Annotated in this window: 14 protein-coding genes and 1 pseudogene; 2 read left to right on the top strand and 13 right to left on the bottom strand. The window is 66.9% G+C overall.

Annotation, left to right across the window (positions count from 1 at the left end; all coding sequences use genetic code 11):
• Positions 1 to 4: 4 nt before the first annotated feature.
• From U0C82_RS05790 to U0C82_RS05770, 5 genes are read right to left on the bottom strand one after another with little or no spacing between them, the layout of a single operon-like run.
• The gene (locus U0C82_RS05790; RefSeq protein WP_322186142.1) at positions 5 to 1,216 is read right to left on the bottom strand and encodes a molybdopterin molybdotransferase MoeA; all 1,212 of its coding nucleotides are present in this window, start codon (positions 1,214 to 1,216) and stop codon (positions 5 to 7) included.
• Positions 1,213 to 1,746: a cyclic pyranopterin monophosphate synthase MoaC gene (gene moaC / locus U0C82_RS05785; RefSeq protein ID WP_322186141.1), complete on the bottom strand. Its 534-nt coding sequence runs from the start codon at positions 1,744 to 1,746 to the stop codon at positions 1,213 to 1,215. Before moaC ends, U0C82_RS05790 begins: the two co-directional genes overlap by 4 nt.
• Positions 1,743 to 2,573 (bottom strand): indole-3-glycerol phosphate synthase TrpC, encoded by an 831-nt coding sequence (trpC, locus tag U0C82_RS05780; RefSeq protein WP_322186140.1) that lies wholly within the window; start codon positions 2,571 to 2,573, stop codon positions 1,743 to 1,745. Before trpC ends, moaC begins: the two co-directional genes overlap by 4 nt.
• Positions 2,570 to 3,601, bottom strand: a complete 1,032-nt coding sequence (gene trpD / locus U0C82_RS05775; RefSeq protein ID WP_322186139.1) for an anthranilate phosphoribosyltransferase — start codon at positions 3,599 to 3,601, stop codon at positions 2,570 to 2,572. Before trpD ends, trpC begins: the two co-directional genes overlap by 4 nt.
• Positions 3,598 to 5,487, bottom strand: a complete 1,890-nt coding sequence (locus U0C82_RS05770; protein WP_322186138.1) for a peptidyl-prolyl cis-trans isomerase — start codon at positions 5,485 to 5,487, stop codon at positions 3,598 to 3,600. Before U0C82_RS05770 ends, trpD begins: the two co-directional genes overlap by 4 nt.
• 174 nt (positions 5,488 to 5,661) lie before the next feature.
• Between U0C82_RS05770 and tpiA the strand changes: the two genes are divergently transcribed.
• Positions 5,662 to 6,471 carry a triose-phosphate isomerase gene (gene tpiA, locus U0C82_RS05765; RefSeq protein WP_322186137.1) on the top strand — a complete coding sequence of 270 codons (810 nt, stop codon included), beginning with the start codon at positions 5,662 to 5,664 and terminating at the stop codon, positions 6,469 to 6,471.
• 69 nt (positions 6,472 to 6,540) lie between these two features.
• Positions 6,541 to 6,960, top strand: a pseudogene (gene secG / locus U0C82_RS05760) (preprotein translocase subunit SecG); the annotation flags it as partial.
• A gap of 474 nt (positions 6,961 to 7,434) precedes the next feature.
• Here the strand turns inward: secG and cysN are convergent.
• From cysN to edd, 8 genes are all read right to left on the bottom strand, one after another.
• On the bottom strand, positions 7,435 to 9,189 hold the full coding sequence (gene cysN, locus U0C82_RS05755; RefSeq protein ID WP_322186136.1) for a sulfate adenylyltransferase subunit CysN: 1,755 nt from the start codon (positions 9,187 to 9,189) through the stop codon (positions 7,435 to 7,437).
• A gap of 3 nt (positions 9,190 to 9,192) precedes the next feature.
• Positions 9,193 to 10,095: a sulfate adenylyltransferase subunit CysD gene (cysD, locus tag U0C82_RS05750; RefSeq protein WP_322186135.1), complete on the bottom strand. Its 903-nt coding sequence runs from the start codon at positions 10,093 to 10,095 to the stop codon at positions 9,193 to 9,195.
• A gap of 241 nt (positions 10,096 to 10,336) precedes the next feature.
• A complete protein-coding gene (locus tag U0C82_RS05745; protein ID WP_322186134.1) occupies positions 10,337 to 11,110 on the bottom strand; it encodes a phosphoadenylyl-sulfate reductase in 774 nt (257 codons plus the stop codon).
• Complete coding sequence (locus U0C82_RS05740; protein ID WP_322186133.1) at positions 11,107 to 11,616, bottom strand: DUF934 domain-containing protein; 510 nt, start codon at positions 11,614 to 11,616, stop codon at positions 11,107 to 11,109. The genes U0C82_RS05745 and U0C82_RS05740 overlap by 4 nt, the downstream gene beginning before the upstream one ends.
• On the bottom strand, positions 11,616 to 13,304 hold the full coding sequence (locus U0C82_RS05735; RefSeq protein ID WP_322186132.1) for a nitrite/sulfite reductase: 1,689 nt from the start codon (positions 13,302 to 13,304) through the stop codon (positions 11,616 to 11,618). The genes U0C82_RS05740 and U0C82_RS05735 overlap by 1 nt, the downstream gene beginning before the upstream one ends.
• Before the next feature lie 88 nt (positions 13,305 to 13,392).
• On the bottom strand, positions 13,393 to 13,743 hold the full coding sequence (locus U0C82_RS05730) for a DUF2849 domain-containing protein (protein ID WP_322186131.1): 351 nt from the start codon (positions 13,741 to 13,743) through the stop codon (positions 13,393 to 13,395).
• A gap of 198 nt (positions 13,744 to 13,941) precedes the next feature.
• Positions 13,942 to 15,954, bottom strand: coding sequence for a nucleoside-diphosphate sugar epimerase/dehydratase (locus U0C82_RS05725; RefSeq protein ID WP_322186130.1), 2,013 nt, complete (start codon positions 15,952 to 15,954; stop codon positions 13,942 to 13,944).
• 173 nt (positions 15,955 to 16,127) lie between these two features.
• Positions 16,128 to 17,951 carry a phosphogluconate dehydratase gene (gene edd, locus U0C82_RS05720; RefSeq protein ID WP_322186129.1) on the bottom strand — a complete coding sequence of 608 codons (1,824 nt, stop codon included), beginning with the start codon at positions 17,949 to 17,951 and terminating at the stop codon, positions 16,128 to 16,130.
• Between the last annotated feature and the right edge of the window lie 78 nt (positions 17,952 to 18,029).

Here is an 18,029-nt window from a genome sequence, read left to right as displayed (position 1 = left end):
CGGATCAATCGAGCGGCACGTAGAGGCAGGGTTCGCCCGCTCTGGCCGGCGCAGCGTTCACCGGCCGCATGAGAAGCGCGTCGGCCCGCGCATAGACCGAGAGCAGCGAGGAGTCCTGCTTGCCAAGGGCTGTCAGTCTCGGCCGCCCTTCGGTTTCGCCCGCAACGATCGCCCGGACGAAGTTGGCGCGGGGACCGTTCGCGGGCATGGCGTCGGCAAGCACCCCCTCGCGGTAGAGCGGGCGATCGGGCAGGCCCGAAAGCCGGCGGATGAGGGGCGCGAGAAACAAGGTCGCGGCAACCAGCGACGAGGCCGGGTTCCCGGGCAGCCCGGCAATCCGCATCGGTCCCTTGCGGCCCGCCATGAACGGCTTTCCGGGCCGCATGGCGACCTTCCAGAAATCGAGTTCGACGCCTTTCGCCTCGAAGACCTTTCCGACCAGATCGTGATCGCCGACCGAGGCGCCGCCGATGGTGACGAAGACGTCGGCACCGGCCTGAAGCGCCTCGTCGAAGCGCGCGCCGATCTCGGCCTCGTCGTCGGCTGCGATGCCGCAATCGAGGACGGTGCCGCCCGATTGCTCGGCGAGCGCGGCAAGGCCGAACGTGTTCGAGGCGACGATCTGGTGCGGTCCGATCGGCTCGCCCGGCAGGACGAGCTCGTCGCCGGTCGCAAGGATCGCGATGCGGGGACGCGCCCGGACGGTGAGGTGGGAGTGATCGCCGCTCGCCGCGAGCGCGATGGCTCCGGCCGACAGCACCGTTCCGGCGGGGCAGAGGAGCCCGCCCTCGGCAAAGTCGACGCCCGCGCGGCGGATGTGATCGCCGGCGGTCGCGGCATCCGTCACCTTGATGCGGGCACTGCCTGCGAGACGTTCGGTGTCTTCCTGGATCAGCACCGCGTCCGCGCCTTCGGGCACAGGCGCGCCGGTGAAGATGCGCAGCGCTTCGCCGGGTCCCACCGAGCCGGCCCAGCCGTGGCCGGCCGCCGCTTCCCCGACGATGGCGAGCTCCGCACCCGTGACGGCATCGCGTGCCCGCACCGCGTAGCCATCCATGGCCGATGCATCGAAGCCGGGCTGGGTGCGCCTGGAACGAAGATCGTCGGCAAGGACGCGCCCCCGCGCCTCGCGCAAGGGAAGGCGCTCGGTCCGCGCGACCGGCTCGGCGCCGGCAAGCACGCGGCGATAGGCCGCTTCGACCGCAAGCAGGCTCACGGCGCGCCGGTCCCGTGCGCATGCGGGGTCGCGGCCGCGAAATCGCCGGACTTGCCGCCGGATTTGGTCAGCAGCCGTATGCCGCCGATCTCCATCTCGCGGTCCACCGCCTTCGCCATGTCGTAGATGGTGAGGCAGGCGACGGAGACGGCGGTCAGCGCCTCCATCTCGACGCCGGTCTTGCCGGACACCCGGGCGAGCGCGGAAACCCGCAGGCCCGGCAGCGTCTCGTCCATCTCGATCTCGACGCCGATCTTGTTCAGAAGCAGCGGATGGCAGAGCGGGATCAGTTCGTGCGTGCGCTTCGCGGCCATGATGCCCGCGACCCGCGCGATGCCCACGACATCGCCTTTCCGGGCCTGGCCGTCGCGGATGAGGGCAAGGGTCTCGCGCCTCATGCGCACAAAGCCCTCGGCGGTCGCAAGGCGGGAGGTCTCGGCCTTGTCGCCGACATCGACCATCGAGGCCGCGCCGGTCTCGTCGAGATGGGTCAGCCGGTCGGCCGGGCTTGTCGCCCCGGACCGGCTCACACCGGCATGTCCGTACGCTGCCCGCCCATCATCACACGCGTCGCAGCCTCGACATCGTCCTGGCGCATCAGGCTTTCGCCGACGAGGAAGCTGCGAATGCCGCGATCGGCGAGGCGGAGGAAATCGGCATGTGTGGTGATGCCGCTCTCCCCCACCATGATCCGGTCGTCCGGGATCATGCCGGACAGATGCTCGGCGGTTTCGAGGCTCGTTTCGAACGTGTGCAGGTTGCGGTTGTTGATGCCGATCAGCGGCGATCTCAGCGCGAGCGCGCGCTCGGTCTCGGCTTCGTCGTGCACCTCGACGAGAACGTCCATGCCGTAATGGATGGCCGCGTCCTCCAGATCGCGAGCGGTCGCATCGTCGATCGCCGCCATGATGACGAGGATCGCATCGGCGCCCCAGGCACGGGCCTCGGCGACCTGATAGGTGTCGAACATGAAGTCCTTGCGCAGGACAGGGAGGGCGCTCGCCGCGCGCGCCGCCTTCAGGAAGTCGGGGCTTCCCATGAAGCTCGGCTCGTCGGTCAGCACCGACAGGCAGGCCGCGCCGCCGCGCTCGTAGGCCCGCGCGATCTGCGGCGGATCGAAATCCTCGCGGATGACGCCCTTGGAGGGGCTCGCCTTCTTCACCTCGGCAATCAGGGCGAACCCGCCGGAGGATACGCGGCTTCGGATCGCGTCGAGAAATCCGCGCGGGGGCTCCGCCCCCGAAATGGCGGCTTCCAGGTCGGCAAGCGGTCGCGCAGCCCTGGCCGCCGCGATTTCCTCGCGCTTGTAGGTCTCGATCGTCTTCAGGATGTCGACGTCGTCCGGGGTGTCGCTCATGCGGCGTTCTTTCCAAGGCGTTGGGTGACGGTGACGAGGCGGTCGAGGGCGGCCCTGGCATTGCCCCGATCGATCGAGCCTTGCGCCATCGCGATGCCCTCCTTCAGGTCCTGCGCCCGGCCGGCAACGACCAGCGCACCGCCGGTGTTGAGGCAGACGATGTCCCGGTAGGCGCCCGCCTCTCCGGCAAGGAGAGCCGACAGGCGCAAAGCATTGTCGGCCGCCACCCCGCCGCGAATATCGGCCAGGTCGGCCCGTTTCAGGCCCACCTCTTCCGGCGTCACGGTGAACATGCGGATGTCGTCGTTCTTCAGTTCGGCGACCTGCGTCTCGCCGGTGATCGTCATCTCGTCGAGGCCCTCGCCATGGACGACCCAGGCCGCTTCCGTGCCGAGTTCCCTGAGGGTCAGGGCCATCGGCTCGATCCATTCGGGCGCGAACACGCCGATGAGAAGCCGGGTGACCCCCGCCGGATTGGTCATCGGACCCAGAATGTTGAACATGGTCCGCGTGCCGAGATCCTTGCGGGCCGGTCCCACATGGCGCATCGCGGCATGGTGGTTCGGCGCGAAAAGGAAGACGAGGCCGGCCTGCTCGATCACGGTGGAGAGCTGTTCGGGCTTCAGTTCGATGTCGACGCCGAGGGCCGCGAGGACGTCCGCCGCGCCCGAGCGCGAGGAAAGGGCGCGGTTGCCGTGCTTGGCGACGGGCACGCCGCAGCCGGCAAGCACGAAGGCGGAGGCCGTCGAGATGTTGACCGTGCCGGAATTGTCGCCGCCCGTGCCGACGATGTCGACGGTGCCCTCGGGGGCCTTCACGCGGGTCATGTTGGCGCGCATCGCCGTCACCGCGCCGGTGATCTCGTCGACGCTTTCGCCGCGCACCCGCAAGGCCATCAGCAGCCCGCCGATCTGCGCCGCGGTGGCCTCTCCCGACATGATGATCGAGAACGCGTCCTCGGCTTCCGTCCGCGTAAGCGACAGGCCGCTCGCGACTTTCGCCAGATAGGGCTTGAGGCGCTCGCTCATCGCATCATGCTCTTGGCGTTCTCGATGCCGTTCGGATAGACCTCCAGCGGAAATTGCGTGCGCGCCCGCGACACGTAGCTCTGGACGAGATCGTTGGTGAGGCCGGACTGCACCTGGCTGATCTGGGTCTGGTTCACATTGTCGAGCGGCGATGCAGGCGGAGCGACCTCGTCGACCTTCAGAACCACCTGCTCCAGCGCGCCGCGTCCCTTGGCGGAAGCGACGCCGCCACGCCCGACCGAAAAGGCCGCCGCGCTCGCCTGGCTGCCGATCTCGGCCGCTCCGCTCTGGCGGGTGATGCCCGAGGCGTTCTCGACGGTGAGGCCGTTTTCCTCGGCGATCTCCTGCAGCGGCTTGCCGCCGCGGGCGGCTTCGGCCAGCGCCGTCGCACGCTCCTCGACGAGGCGCAGGAGCTCGGCCTGCGTCCAGTCGGCGACCACCCGTTCGCGCACCTCGTCGAGGGTCCGGTCGCGGGCGGGTTGCACATCGGTCACGTCGAAGAAGAGGTAGCCATTATCGTCCGAGGGAATGGGAATGTTGTCGAAACCGGGCTCGGTCTGGAAGACTTCGCGCAGCAGCTCGCCCGCGCCCGCAACCCCTTCGACCGGATCGCCGGACGGGTCGCGACCCTCGCTGTCGACGGCGGGATAGGTCTCGATCTTGAGGCCCGCCTCCTCGACGGCCTCGTCGAAGGTCGCGCCGCCGGCGCGGGCATCCTCGTAGGTCTGATAGGCGGCATTCAGTGCGTCGCTGGCATTGTTGAGGGCGAGGGCGCGGCGGATTTCGCCGGAAACCTCTTCGAGCGGCCTGACGCTCGCCGGCTCGATGGCGCCGACCCGCACGATCGTCGGGCCGAAACGCCCGTCGATGACGTCGGAGGTCTGCCCGCTATTGAGGGAGAAGGCGGCATCGCGAATGTTCGGGGTCGGGATCTCCTCGCGCGAAACGAGGCCGAGCGAGGTGTCGGCCGGGTTCTTGCCGGCGGCCCGCGCCACGTTCTCGAAGGTCGCGCCATCGGCGAGCTTCCGCGCGGCTTCCTCGGCGGCGGCCCGGTCGGGGAACACGATCTGGCTGACCTCGCGCCGTTCCGGCTGGCCGTAGCGCGACTGGTACTGTGCGTAGTCGGCGGCGATCGCCTCCTCCGTCACCGCGTCCTCGTTGGCGATCGCCTCGCGGGTCAGACGCGCGACCTTGAGGCCGCGATATTCGGGTGCGGCGTATGTCGCCTTGTTCGCCTCGAAATAGGTCTGCAGCGCCTCGTCCGTCGGCTCCGGCTCGCCGTCGAGGGCTGCCGGTCCCACCGAGATGTAGCTGACATTGCGCCGCTCGCCGTTGAACAGGCCGATCGCCTGTTCGTAGGCCTTGGGCAGGACGATGCCGTTGGTGACCGCATCGACGATCTGGGTGCGCATCGCCGCGTCCTCCTGGAACGCGATATAGTCGGCTTCGCGCAGGCCGACCTCGGACAGGAGGTTGCGGAACTGGGCACGGGAAAAACTGCCCGACGCATCCTGGAAACTCGGATCGTCCGCGATGAGACGGGCAAGCCGCTGGTCGGAAATGCCAAGGCCGATGCTGCGCGCCTGCTCGGTGAGGATCGCCCCGCTCACCAGCTGGGACAGCACCGTCTGGTCGATGCCGAAGACCTCGGCTTCTTCCGCGGTCAAGGGGCGCCCGAGCTGCCGGGAAATGCCCGAGCTCGCCTGGCGATAGGCGAGGGCGTATTCCTGCAGCGACACCTCGGTCTGGCCGACGCTCAGCACCGCGTTCTGATTGCCTGCACGAAACACGTCGCCGATGCCCCAGACCGCAAAACTTGCGACCAGAAGCACGAGCAGGATTTTCGCGGTCCAGCCCGTCGTCGCGTTGCGTAGCGTATTGAGCATCACATCCCCACCGTTTCGTCGCCGCTGCCGAAAACCCGGGCGGCGTGTTCACCTTCTTATTAGGAAACATGGCGGCAATGGCGCAAGTCGGGCCCCCGCGATTGATTTCGCGCTTCCTTGGGGTTAGGTCCGGTGGACTTGTTTGGAGGTTTTCGAACGCCTCGGGAGATTTTGATGACGACACCGCTGATCGCCGGCAACTGGAAGATGAACGGCACGCTGCGCTCGCTCACCGAGCTGAAGGCCATCGCCGACGCGGTGAAGGACGGCAAGACCGACGGGACCGACGTGGTCGTCTGCCCGCCGGCCACCATGTTGTCAGCCAGCCGCGGCATTCTCCACAATGCGGCGAAAGTGGGCGGCCAGGACTGCCATGCCGAAAAGAGCGGCGCCCACACCGGCGACATCGCGGCCGAGATGCTGAAGGATATCGGCGCGAGCTACGTCATCGTCGGCCATTCCGAGCGCCGCGCCGATCACGCCGAGACCGACGCCATGGTGCGGGCCAAGGTCGAGGCGGCCTGGCGCGCCGGGCTGATCGCCATCGTCTGCATCGGCGAAAGCCAGGGCGAGCGCGACGAGGGCCGGACCCTCGATCGCCTCGGCGAGCAGCTTTCCGGCTCGCTGCCCGATGGCGCAAGGGGCGATAATCTGGTGGTCGCCTACGAACCGATCTGGGCGATCGGAACCGGTCGCACGCCGACGGTCGAGAACGTCGCGGAGGTCCACGACTTCCTGCGCAACAGGCTGAAGGAGCGCTTCGGCGAGGCAACCGGCAGTGCCGTCAAGCTTCTCTATGGCGGTTCGGTCAAGCCGGACAACGCCTTCGAACTGCTGCATATCGACAATGTGGACGGCGCGCTCGTCGGAGGGGCAAGCTTGAAGGCGGCCGATTTCGTTGCGATATGCGAGGCTGCGGCGCGGCCCCAGGGGCGCGATCCGTTCGAACCCGATTTCTCCGATCTCGAAATCGACTTGGAATAACAGGCCGCTTTCTATAGAAGGCGCGCAAATCCTCTTCATCAAAGACACTTCGCGCGTCCTGGAACATTCATGGAAACCATTCTTATCGTCATCCACCTGATGATCGTCGTCGCGCTTGTCGTGGTGGTGCTTCTTCAGCGCTCCGAAGGCGGTGCCCTCGGCATCGGCGGCGGCGGCGGCGGCCTCATGTCGGCCCGTGGCGCGGCCAATGCGCTGACCAAGACGACCGGCATCCTGGCGGCGGGCTTCTTCGTCACATCGCTGTCGCTGGGCATTCTCGCGCGTTACGGCGCGGCCCCGACCGATATTCTCGATCAGCTTCCGTCGGGCCAGAATCAGCCGTCGGACGGCGGCAGCCTGCTCGATCAGCTCGGCGGCCTCCCGAGCGAAGAGGGCACGGGCGCCGAGGGCGCCGGCGTCGAGGGCATCGCGACGCCCGAGAACGCGGCGCCAGCCACCGGCGATGCGACGGACGAGCCTTCGCCCTCCCTGATCCCGGACATGTCCGGCGATGCGCCCGCGACCGAGGCTCCGGCGGCGACGCCGGATTCCAACGACGGTTCGTCTGTCGATCGGAACCCGGCGCCGGCGGCAGAAGACGCGCCGGCCTCCGCCGACACGCCGAACGCCGCCGCGGTCGAGCCGGTCCCGGCCAATCCCGGCGAGACGGCTCCGAACGCCGCCGACCCCGCCTTCATCCCGCCCGTCGAAGCCCCCTCGGCGGTCGAGCAGGCGCCCGATGCCTCCGAGATCGGCGACGAAGAGCCGGAGAACACGACGGGCACGGGCGGAACGAATCAGTAGGAATCATCGATCGCCGTCAGGCGAGGGCCGATCCGGAATCGATCTTATGAAAAAACCCCGCCGACCGGACCGGTCGGCGGGGTTTTTCGTCATGACCGTTCCCGTCGTGGCGGCCGGTCTGCGCTGCTTGCGAAAGACCGGCAACCGTCCTGAACGACGTCAGATGCCGTCGCCGTAATAGGGCGCGGGCTTCTCGGAGAGTTCGGCCTGGCCTGTTCTCTCGTCGTTGTCGGCGAGCCGGCTCGTGATGAACGGGCGGACGAGGAAGTCGATCGCGCCGAGGATCGCGGCCGCAAGGACAGGAAGCCCCATCAGGACGGCGATGACGATGATGAGGCCGCTGGCGGTCGCCCGCGCAGCCGTCGCCGCCGCCGCCTTGTCCGGATCGTCCGCGGTGCCGCCGCCGAGCCATTCCGCCTTCAGCTTCGCAAAGCCGGATTTCGGCTGGGCGCCGGCAGTGGCGGCGGATGCGGTGGTCCGAACGCCGCCGGCGGCCGGTCTTGCGAGGCTGTTGATGACACCGAGCGCGACCGTCTCGTTGGTCAGCTGGTCGATCAGGATGAACGCGCCGAGCTCACGATTTTCCGTGTAGGTCGTCGCCACCGGCGGCCGGTCGAAGGCGATCGTCACCTTGCCGATCTCGTTCATGAGGAGGGCGTTGGCGGGCTTCACCTCGTAGGAATGGATGTCGACCGAACCGTTGAGCGCCCGCAGCGTCGCAGGCGTCTGATGCGAGCCGAGCTTGGCGTTGAGCCGTCCGCCGGCCACCATCGGGCGATCGACCATCCAGAGGATGTCCGCCTCGACGGTCTTGACCGGCAGGACGCCGTCGCCCTCGCGCACGATGACGTCGCCGCGCGAAGCGTCGATCTCGTCATTGAGGGTCAGGGTGATCGCATCCCCCGTGCGGCCCTTCTCCGTGATGCCGTCGGGACCCCAGACCGCCTTGACGCTCGAGCGCTGGCCGGAGGGGAGCGAGACGATCCTGTCGCCGGCGCGGATCGTGCCGCTGGCGACCGTGCCGCAGAAGCCCCGGAAGTCGAGGTTCGGACGGTTGACCCACTGCACCGGCATGCGGAAGGGGGAGCCGTCCGCCTCGAAGGTCTCGGGGGTCGCGGTCTCGAGCCGTTCCAGCAGCGTCTCGCCCTTGTACCAGGGCGTGTTCGGCGAACGGGTGACGATATTGTCGCCGTTCTTGGCCGAAAGCGGCACGTAGGAGACGTCGGTGAAGCCGAGCTGCGGCAGGATTTCCTGATAGCCCTTCTTGATCTCCTCGTAGCGCTCTTCGGAGAAGTCGACGAGGTCCATCTTGTTGACGGCGATCACCACCGATTTGATGCCGACGAGGGACGTGATGAAGGAGTGCCGCCGGGTCTGGGGCAGGATGCCCTTGCGCGCATCGACGAGGATCACCGCGAGTTCGGCCTGCGAGGCGCCGGTCGCCATGTTGCGCGTATATTGCTCGTGGCCGGGCGTATCGGCGATGATGAAGGCGCGCTTGCCGGTGGAGAAATAGCGATAGGCGACATCGATGGTGATGCCCTGTTCGCGCTCGGCCGAAAGTCCGTCGACGAGGAGCGCGAAATCCAGATCGCCGCCCGTGGTGCCGAATTTCTTCGAATCCTTTTCGAGCGCTTCCATCTGGTCGTCGAAGACCGCGTTGGTCTCGAAGAGAAGGCGGCCGATCAGCGTCGACTTGCCGTCGTCCACCGAGCCACAGGTGATGAATCGCAGGAGCGATTCGGCCGGCGCGACGACGGGCTCCATCGCCGCTTGCGGATCGACGATCGGCGCAGCCGCGCCCGCTCTGTCGGGCGCCGGACCGGCGAATGTCTGGTCTTCGAGGGCGGCCGGCGTCGAGCCTTGCGCCCAATCGGCCTCGTCGGGACGGTTATCTTCCAGGGCATTGGACATGGGTTAGAAATAACCTTCCTGCTTTTTCTGTTCCATCGAAGCGCCCGAGTCGCGGTCGATGACGCGCCCCTGGCGTTCGGAAACGCGCGATCCGCGCATTTCGGAAATGATCTCGTCGAGGGTGCCCGCGCCGGACTCCACCGCGCCGGTGAGCGGATAGCAGCCGAGCGTGCGGAAACGGACCATCATCTCCTCGACGCTCTCGCCGGGCCGCAGTTCCATGCGGTCGTCGTCGCGCATGATCAGCGCGCCGTCGCGCTTCACGATCGGCCGCTTGGCCGCGAAATAGAGCGGCACGACCGGGATGTTCTCGATGGCGATATAGTCCCACACGTCCTGCTCGGTCCAATTGGAGATCGGGAAGACGCGGAAGCTCTCGCCGTTCCGCTTGCGGGTGTTGAACAGGCGCCAGGGTTCGGGCCGCTGGTTCTTGGCGTCCCAGCGGTGTTCGGCGGAGCGCAGCGAAAACACGCGCTCCTTGGCGCGCGACTTTTCCTCGTCCCGCCGTGCGCCGCCGAAGGCGGCATCGAACTTGTGCTTGTCGAGCGCCTGCTTCAGCGCCTGCGTCTTCATCACGTCGGTGTGGACGGCGGAGCCGGAATCGAACGGGTTGATACCCGCGGCGACGCCGTCCTGATTGGTGTGGACGATCAGTTCGAGGCCGAGTTCCTTCGCGCGCCGGTCGCGAAACTCGATCATCTCGCGGAACTTCCACGTGGTGTCGACGTGCAGCAGCGGAAAGGGCGGCTTGCCGGGCGCGAACGCCTTCATGGCGAGATGCAGCATCACCGCCGAATCCTTGCCGATCGAATAGAGCATCACCGGATTGTCGGCGGTCGCTGCCACTTCCCGGATGATGAAGATCGACTCGGCCTCCAGACGCTGGAGATGGGTCATGTGTTTCATGGGCCTTCGGCCTTTTCTTCCATGTCCTGTCGGCGCCCCCGTTTTGCCAACGAAGGCAGCCGTGAAAATTTACGGCGGCTTATATGCCGGGCCCCGTCCCGAGGATGGCGAAGGCGTGGGGTCGAGGATGGCGACGGCGGGCGGGGAAGCCGCAAGCCAAGCCACGGTTCGACACCCGGCCGGGGATGAATGTCTGTCGCGGCCTCTGCCCGGCGACGTCGCCGCCCGGCAAAGGCCGATCTTAGCGTCGCGCCAGTTCCCGCGCGCCGTCGGTGCCGTCGGTCGCATCCGGCACATGCAGGCCGCATTCGCGCTTGGTGTCGTCTTCCCACCACCAGCGGCCCGCCCGCTCCGGCTCGCCCGGTTGAAGCGCGCGGGTGCAGGGGGCACAGCCGATGGACAGGAAATTGCGATCGTGCAGCACGTTCACCGGAACGGCGTTCTCGGCGCAGAACGCGGCCACGTCCGCCCGGCTCATGTCGAAGATCGGGTTCGCCTTGACGAGGCCCCGCACCGCATCGAAGCCGGCGAAATCCATGTCCTGCCGGTTGGCGGACTGGTCGGCCCGCAAGCCGGTCACCCAGCCGGAAGCGCCGTCCAGCGCCCGGCCGAGCGGCTCGATCTTGCGCACGCCGCAGCAGTTCAGCCGGAACTCCTTGGCATAGTAGAAGCCGTCGATGCCCTGATCCTCGATCAGCTCCTCCAGCTTCTCGCCGTTCGGATATTTCGCGTGGATGCGCTTGCCGTACTGTTCCTCCGTGCGCCGCCACAAATCGTAGGTCTCGGGAAACAGGCGACCCGTATCGAGGGTGACCACCTCGATCTTGATCGCGTTCCGGAAGATCAGATGGGTGATCAGCTGATCCTCGATGCCGAGACTCGTCGTGAACACCAGCCGGCCAGGAACGGTCTCGCGCAGGGTCGTCAGCCGTTCGAGCGGCGAAAGTCCCGGAAAGGCGGCGTTGAGATCGCGCGCCAACCCCTTCAGGTCGGATGGATGGGCATCGTCCCTCATGCGTCCGGCCCTCTGCGCGCGGCGATGCGCTGCTGCAGAATGCTCTGCCCCTCGCCGAAGCCGGTCTGATAGTGGACGCTCATCGAGTCCTTCATTTCCAGCCATTGCTGCACCGGCTGGCGGTTCGCCATCGTATCGGGAATGTCCACCTCGTCGAAGCCGCAGGCGAGGGCATCGGCGAACTGGTCCGCGATCAGCGGGCCCTTGGCGCGAAGCGTGCCCTCGAAGCCTTCCCGGCGGAGCCGCTTGGCCAGCGAGAAGCCGCGCCCGTCGGCAAAAGCGGGAAAGACGACGGCGATCAGGTCGACGGCACCGAAATGCCGCGCGATTTCGGCAATGTCCGCATCGTTCTCGACCAGAAGGCCGAACGGCGCGGCAGGCGTCTCGATCGCGCCGAGAAGCGTCAGCGGCACGAGCGGCCTTGCGGGCGCCGGCGCCGCTTCGTCGGCGGTCTCGATCAGGGTGTAGGCGTCCTTACGCTCGCCCGCGGGCGTGATGATCGTCATTATTCGGCCGCCTCCTGGGCGCTGGCGCGCGCTTCGATGAAGCCGGTGAAGCTTGCCTTGAACGGCTCGACGCCAGTGCGGCGCACGGTCTCGATGAACGTCTCCGCACCCTGCTTTTCGGACAGATAGGTCTCGACCAGCACCTCCACGGCGCCCGGAACGTCGTCCGCGTCGATCCCCGGCCCGAGCCGTTCGCCGACCGCGGCATGTTCCGTCGCATCGCCGCCGACGGTGATCTGGTAGTTCTCGCGCCCGCCCTTTTCGAGGCCGAGAATGCCGATCGCGCCCACATGGTGGTGGCCACAGGCATTGATGCAGCCGGAAATCTTGATCGGCAGTTCGCCGATCGCCTGCTGGCGATCCTCGTCGGCGAAGGTCCGCGCGATCTCCTGGGCGATCGGGATCGACTTGGCGGTGGCCAGGCTGCAATAGTCGAGCCCCGGGCAGGCGATGATGTCGGTGACGAGACCGGCATTGGCGGTGGCGAGCCCGTGCCTCTTCAGATCGGCGTAGAGCGCCGGCACGTCGTCCTGCTTGACGTAGGGCAGGACGAGGTTCTGGCTGTGGGTGACGCGCAATTCGCCGAGGGAATAGGCGTCGGCAATGTCGGCGAACGCGTCCATCTGGTCGGCGCTCATGTCGCCGGGCACGCCGCCGACCGGCTTCAGGGAGATGGTCAGCGCGATGTAGCCCGGCTGCTTGTGGGCAAAGCCGTTCTGCGCGACGAAGCGGTCGAGCCCTTTGTCGCTCTTGCGCGCCTGTTCCAGTGTGAGCGAGGTTGCAGGCAGGTCCTCATAGTCCGGTGCCGCGAAATAGGCCGCGATCCGGTCGATCTCTTCCTGCGGCGCGTTGATCGTCGGCCCGTCGAGCTTGGCGTATTCGGCCTCGACACGGGCCTTGAACTCTTCCGTTCCGGTCTCGTGGACGAGGATCTTCACCCGCGCCTTGAACTTGTTGTCGCGCCGGCCTTCGGCGTTGTAGACGCGCATGATCGCCTCGACATAGGCGAGAAGCTCGTCCTTCGGCAGGAAGTCGCGGATGATCTTGCCGATCATCGGCGTGCGGCCGAGACCGCCGCCGACGGAGAGCTCGTAGCCCGGCTCGCCGGCGTCGTTGCGCTTCAGCTTCAAGCCGATATCGTGGACGAGGATCGCCGCGCGGTCGTGCTGCGCGCCCGTGACAGCGATCTTGAACTTGCGCGGCAGCCAGACGAATTCGGGATGCTGGCTCGACCATTGGCGCAGCAGCTCGGCGGTCGGGCGCGGATCCTCGCTCTCGTCGGCGGCGACGCCCGAAAACTGGTCGGCGGTGGTGTTGCGGATGCAATTGCCGGAGGTCTGGATCGCATGCATCTCGACATCGGCGAGAAGATCGAGGATCGCCGGAATGTCCTTCAGCTTCGGCCAGTTGAACTGCAGGTTCTGGCGCGTCGTGAAGTGGGCGTAGCCCTTGTCGTACTCGCGTGCGATCCGGGCGAGCTGGCGCAGCTGGCGCGCGCTCATCGTGCCGTACGGCACGGCGATCCGCAACATGTAGGCGTGAAGCTGGAGATAGAGGCCGTTCTTCAGACGCAGCGGCTTGAACTCGTCTTCCGACAGGGAGCCGTCGAGGCGGCGCGAGACCTGGGTGCGGAACTGCTCCACCCGCTCGCGAACGAAGCGCTCGTCGAATTCATCATAACGATACATGGCATATCTCTTCAGGTTCTAAGCGCTGCCGTGGCGGTGGCGCGCCAATGGGAGGCGATCGAAGGGCGGTTCGGGACCCGGACCGCCTTCAGGTCAACGGGCCGAACTCGGCCTGCTTGCCCATGTCGGGGTGAATGCTCGGTCCCTTCTGGCGCATGACGTCGCGGAAATGCCTGGCGACGGGATGGCCGCCGTCGCTGATCTCAACCGGCACGAGATAGGGATCGATCACCGCGTTCGCAGCCGCCGACGCCTTGCCCTCGGCTTCCATCCTGTCCGCCGTTTCCTGGTCGTGGGCGATGCGCGCGTGCTTGCTGTCGCGCGTCCAGCCCTTGCCCGTCAAAAAGACCGTATCGCCTTCGAGAAGATCGCTGGCCATCACGATCGCGGGGAGCTTGTCGCCCTTCACTTTCGATCCGGCGCGGTGGTCTTTCGCCATGAATGGTCTCCGGTCGTCGGTTGAGCGGTGCGCGCGGCAAGGCGCACCTTGGTTTTGTTCCAATCTAGTGTGCTGGACGAGAAGATGCACCGGCGCCGATTGCCGACAAGCGGGGGAGAGGGAAACATTATTCCCCACCGCAAGGGTTGTCGCGGCAGTTTCGTTCCAAGCCGTGTGGCTGAAGGCCCGGTCCCGGCGCTACTCGCCGACGGGTCTGGCGGGGGCGGGCAGGGTCAGGGACGAGGCATCCGTTCCGGTCGGCAGGAGCCCGCCGGCCTGATGGAAGCTGATCGCGTCGAATTCGGGAACGATGCGCTTCAGGCACTCGACGGCGCGGCCGGTCTCGCCGGCCTCGATCGCAGCTTCCACGGTTTTCAGATTGCGCGAGAGAAGCTGTACGTCAAGGACGCGCGAGCGGGCGAACATCAGCCCCTTGCGCCCCGTTTCCTCGCGGATTTCCTCGGTCGAGAACAGCTCCTCGTAAAGCTTCTCGCCCTTGCGCAGACCCGTGAACTCGATGGCGATGTCGATATGCGGCCTCAACCCCGCGAGCTGGATCAGCCGCTCGGCAAGTTCCGCGATGCGCAGGGGCTTGCCCATGTCGAGAACGTAGATCAGCCCTTTCGATCCGGAATTGTTCATCCCGTGGCTCGCGGCATGGAGAATGAGCCGCGAGGCTTCCGGAATGGTCATGAAGAACCGGACGATGTTGGGGTCGGTCACCGTCAGCGGGCCGCCGCGCTGGATCTGGCTCTGGAACAGCGGCACGACCGAGCCGGTGGAGCCCAGCACATTGCCGAACCGCACGGTCATGAAGCGGGTTTCGTCCTGGCTGAGATCGAGCGACTGGCAATAGGCTTCCGCGGCCCGCTTGGACGCGCCCATGACATTGGTCGGATTGACCGCCTTGTCGGTCGAGACCATGACGAAGGCCCTCGATCCGTGGGCGAGCGCGGCGTCGGCCACGTTGCGGGTGCCCAGAAGATTGGTCTCGATGCCCTCGATCGGATTGTCCTCGACGATCGGCACATGCTTCATGGCGGCGGCATGGAACACGATCTGCGGCCGGACGTCCGCGAAAAGGCGGTCGATGCGCGTCTTGTGCCGGACGTCGACGGTACGGGCGATGACGTCGATCTTCGGAAAATCGGCCTTCAGCTGACGCTCGATCGACCACAGATTGAATTCGTTGCTTTCCACGAGGATCAGGCAGGACGGCTCGAACCGCGCGATCTGCCGCACGAGTTCCGAGCCGATCGATCCGCCCGCGCCGGTCACCGCGATGCGGGTTCCGAAGAGAAGCCGGCCGGTTTCCGCCAGATCGAGATCGACCACCTTGCGGCTGAGCAGATCCTCCAGTTCGATCGGCTGCGGCTCGATCGGCGCATTCTCGTCGATGGTGCCGGTGCGGCTGATATCGGGAAGGCGCTTCACCGTGATCTTCAGCGGCGCGGCGGTGGCGACGAGATCGGAGAGCGTCTGCGCCGGCAGTTCGGCGTCGGCGACCACCAGTTCGCGGATCTGCCGAAGCCCGGCGTCCTGGCGCTTGGCGACGATCGTCTGCAGATCGTCGCGCCCGCCCAGGACGTGGACCCCGTGGAGCTGGCGCTTGCGGTTCTTGCCGCGCTCGTCGAGAATTCCGACGATCCGGTGGCCTCGCCCGGCCCGGCGCGCATTGCGCACGAAGAGGTCGGCATTGTCGGTATAGCCGTAGACGAGGATCGCCGAACCCTCGTTCATCTCGGAATCGGCTGCGAGCGAGCGCCGCCCGCCCTCCTTCATCAACCGGTAGAAGAGCCGCGGTCCGCCGAGGCCGACGATGAGGATGAACCAGGCCATGACGAGCGCCGTGCGCGGAACGTAGGCGCCGCGAAACACGAAGAAGCTGATGCCGAGGAAGATGAAGATCGCGACCGTCGCCGCCTTGACGATCGAGACGACGTCGAGGAGCGAGGCGTAGCGCCAGGCGCCGCTGTTCAGGGAAAACAGCGGAAAGACGATCGCGCACAGACCGGTGAAGATGCCGATCAGCGGCCAGATCTGCCAGACCGTCAAAAGCGGCGTCAGGCCCCAGGACAGGGCCATGGCGATGGTGATCGCAAGAAAGCTCACGAGGATGTCGTGCACGACGCCGAGACGGCGAAGCGATGCGCGCGGCAGGCGCAGGCTACGCAGTCTGGTCAAAAGCGTGCTGGCGAACAAGCCGTCCATTCCCATCCTTCGAGGCATTCCAAGGGCCCGACACTACCAAATCGGCGTGTCGCCATCAAACGCAATCGGTCCTGCCGCAAAGGGCGGCCAGCGCGGGGCGCCCTCGGTGGCAAGTCCTTGCCGCACCCGCAGCCGGGTGGCCGCAAGACCTTGATCCGTTTTCGCGCGGCGCGTCAGGCGGCAAAGACCCCCGCGCCTTCGTCGGCGGTGCCGACGAGCGCGCGGAACGGGGCGAAGAGTTCGCGCCCGACGCCATGTTCATAGGCCGAAAGATCGACCTTCACCGGCTCGCGTGCCGCGAATTCGGCGGCATCCACCTGCACCTCGAGCGTGCCGGCTTCCGCGTCGAGGCGGATGACGTCGCCCTCGCGCAGCTTCGAGATGGGGCCTTCCGCCTTGGCTTCCGGCGTCACATGGATCGCCGCGGGCACCTTGCCGGAGGCGCCGGACATGCGCCCGTCGGTGACGAGGGCGACCTTGTGGCCGCGATCCTGCAGGATGCCGAGCATCGGCGTCAGCTTGTGCAGCTCCGGCATGCCGTTGGACTTCGGACCCTGGAAGCGGACGACGCAGACGACGTCGCGGTTGAGTTCGCCCGATTCGAACGCCGCCTTCACCTCGTTCTGGTCGTTGAAGATGCGCACCGGCGCTTCCACCGTGCGGTGCTCGGGCTTGACGGCGGAAATCTTGATGACCGACTTGCCGAGATTGCCCTTCAGCATTCTGAGGCCGCCATTGGCCGAGAACGGCTTGTCGACGGTGGTCAGCACCTTGGCGTTGCCGCTTTCCGCCGGGGCCGGTGCGCGCACGACGCTGTGCCCGTCCTCTGCGAGCTTCGCCTCGATGCCGTAGGCGCCGAGGCCTGTGCCCCATGCGGTCTTCACGTCCTCGTGGAGGAGGCCGCGCGAGAGGAGTTCGCGGATCATGAAGCCCATGCCGCCGGCGGCATGGAAATGGTTCACGTCGGCGAGTCCGTTCGGATAGACCCGCGCGATCAGCGGCGTGATGTCGGACAGGTCCGAAATGTCGGCCCAGGTCAGCTTGATGCCGGCAGCCCGGGCGATCGCCACGAGGTGCAGCGTGTGGTTGGTCGAGCCGCCCGTGGCGTGGAGCCCGACGACGCCGTTCACCACGGCGCGCTCGTCGACGACGAGGCCGGCGGGCGTGTACTCGTTGCCGAGCGCCGTGATGGCGAGCGCGCGCTTGGTGGCTTCCTTGGTCAGCGCGTCGCGCAACGGCGTGTTCGGGTTGACGAAGGAGGAACCGGGCGTGTGCAGGCCCATGATCTCCATCAGCATCTGGTTGGAGTTCGCCGTGCCGTAGAAGGTGCAGGTGCCCGGCCCGTGATAGGAGGCCGATTCCGCCTTCAGCAACTCGTCGCGCCCGACCTTGCCCTCGGCGTAGAGCTGTCGGATGCGGGCCTTCTCGTCGTTCGGAAGCCCCGACGTCATCGGCCCGGCCGGCACGAAGATCGCCGGCAGATGGCCGAAGGTCAGCGCCGCGATGGCGAGACCGGGAACGATCTTGTCGCACACGCCGAGATAGACCGCGGCATCGAACATGTCGTGGGACAGGCCGATGGCGGCCGCCATCGCGATCACGTCGCGCGAGAACAGCGAGAGCTCCATGCCGGCCTGGCCCTGCGTGACGCCGTCGCACATGGCCGGAACGCCCGATGCGACCTGCGCCGTCGCACCCACCTCGCGCGCCGCATCGCGGATGAGCTCGGGGAAGCGCTCGAAGGGCTGGTGGGCCGACAGCATGTCGTTATAGGCGGTGATGATGCCGAGATTGGCCGACACGTCGCCCATCAGCCGGTCCTTGTCGGTCGGACCGCAGGCCGCGAACCCGTGGGCGAGGTTGCCGCAGGTGAGCGTCGAGCGTTTCGGGCCTTCCGAGCCCTTCGCCGTGATGCGCGCCACATAGGGCTCGCGCGTGTCCCTCGAGCGCTCGCGGATACGGTCGGTGATCTCTTCGATGCGACGGTCGGCGGTCATGGCTCAATCCTCTTGGCGAACGATCCGGCCTCCTGGCGCTGCTGGCGGAAGATCCGGTCTGTGATTTCGAAGCGGGGC

It is taken from the genome of Fulvimarina uroteuthidis, assembly GCF_034321785.1.
Classification (GTDB): domain Bacteria; phylum Pseudomonadota; class Alphaproteobacteria; order Rhizobiales; family Rhizobiaceae; genus Fulvimarina; species Fulvimarina uroteuthidis.
This window is presented reverse-complemented; position numbering and strand designations above follow the sequence as displayed.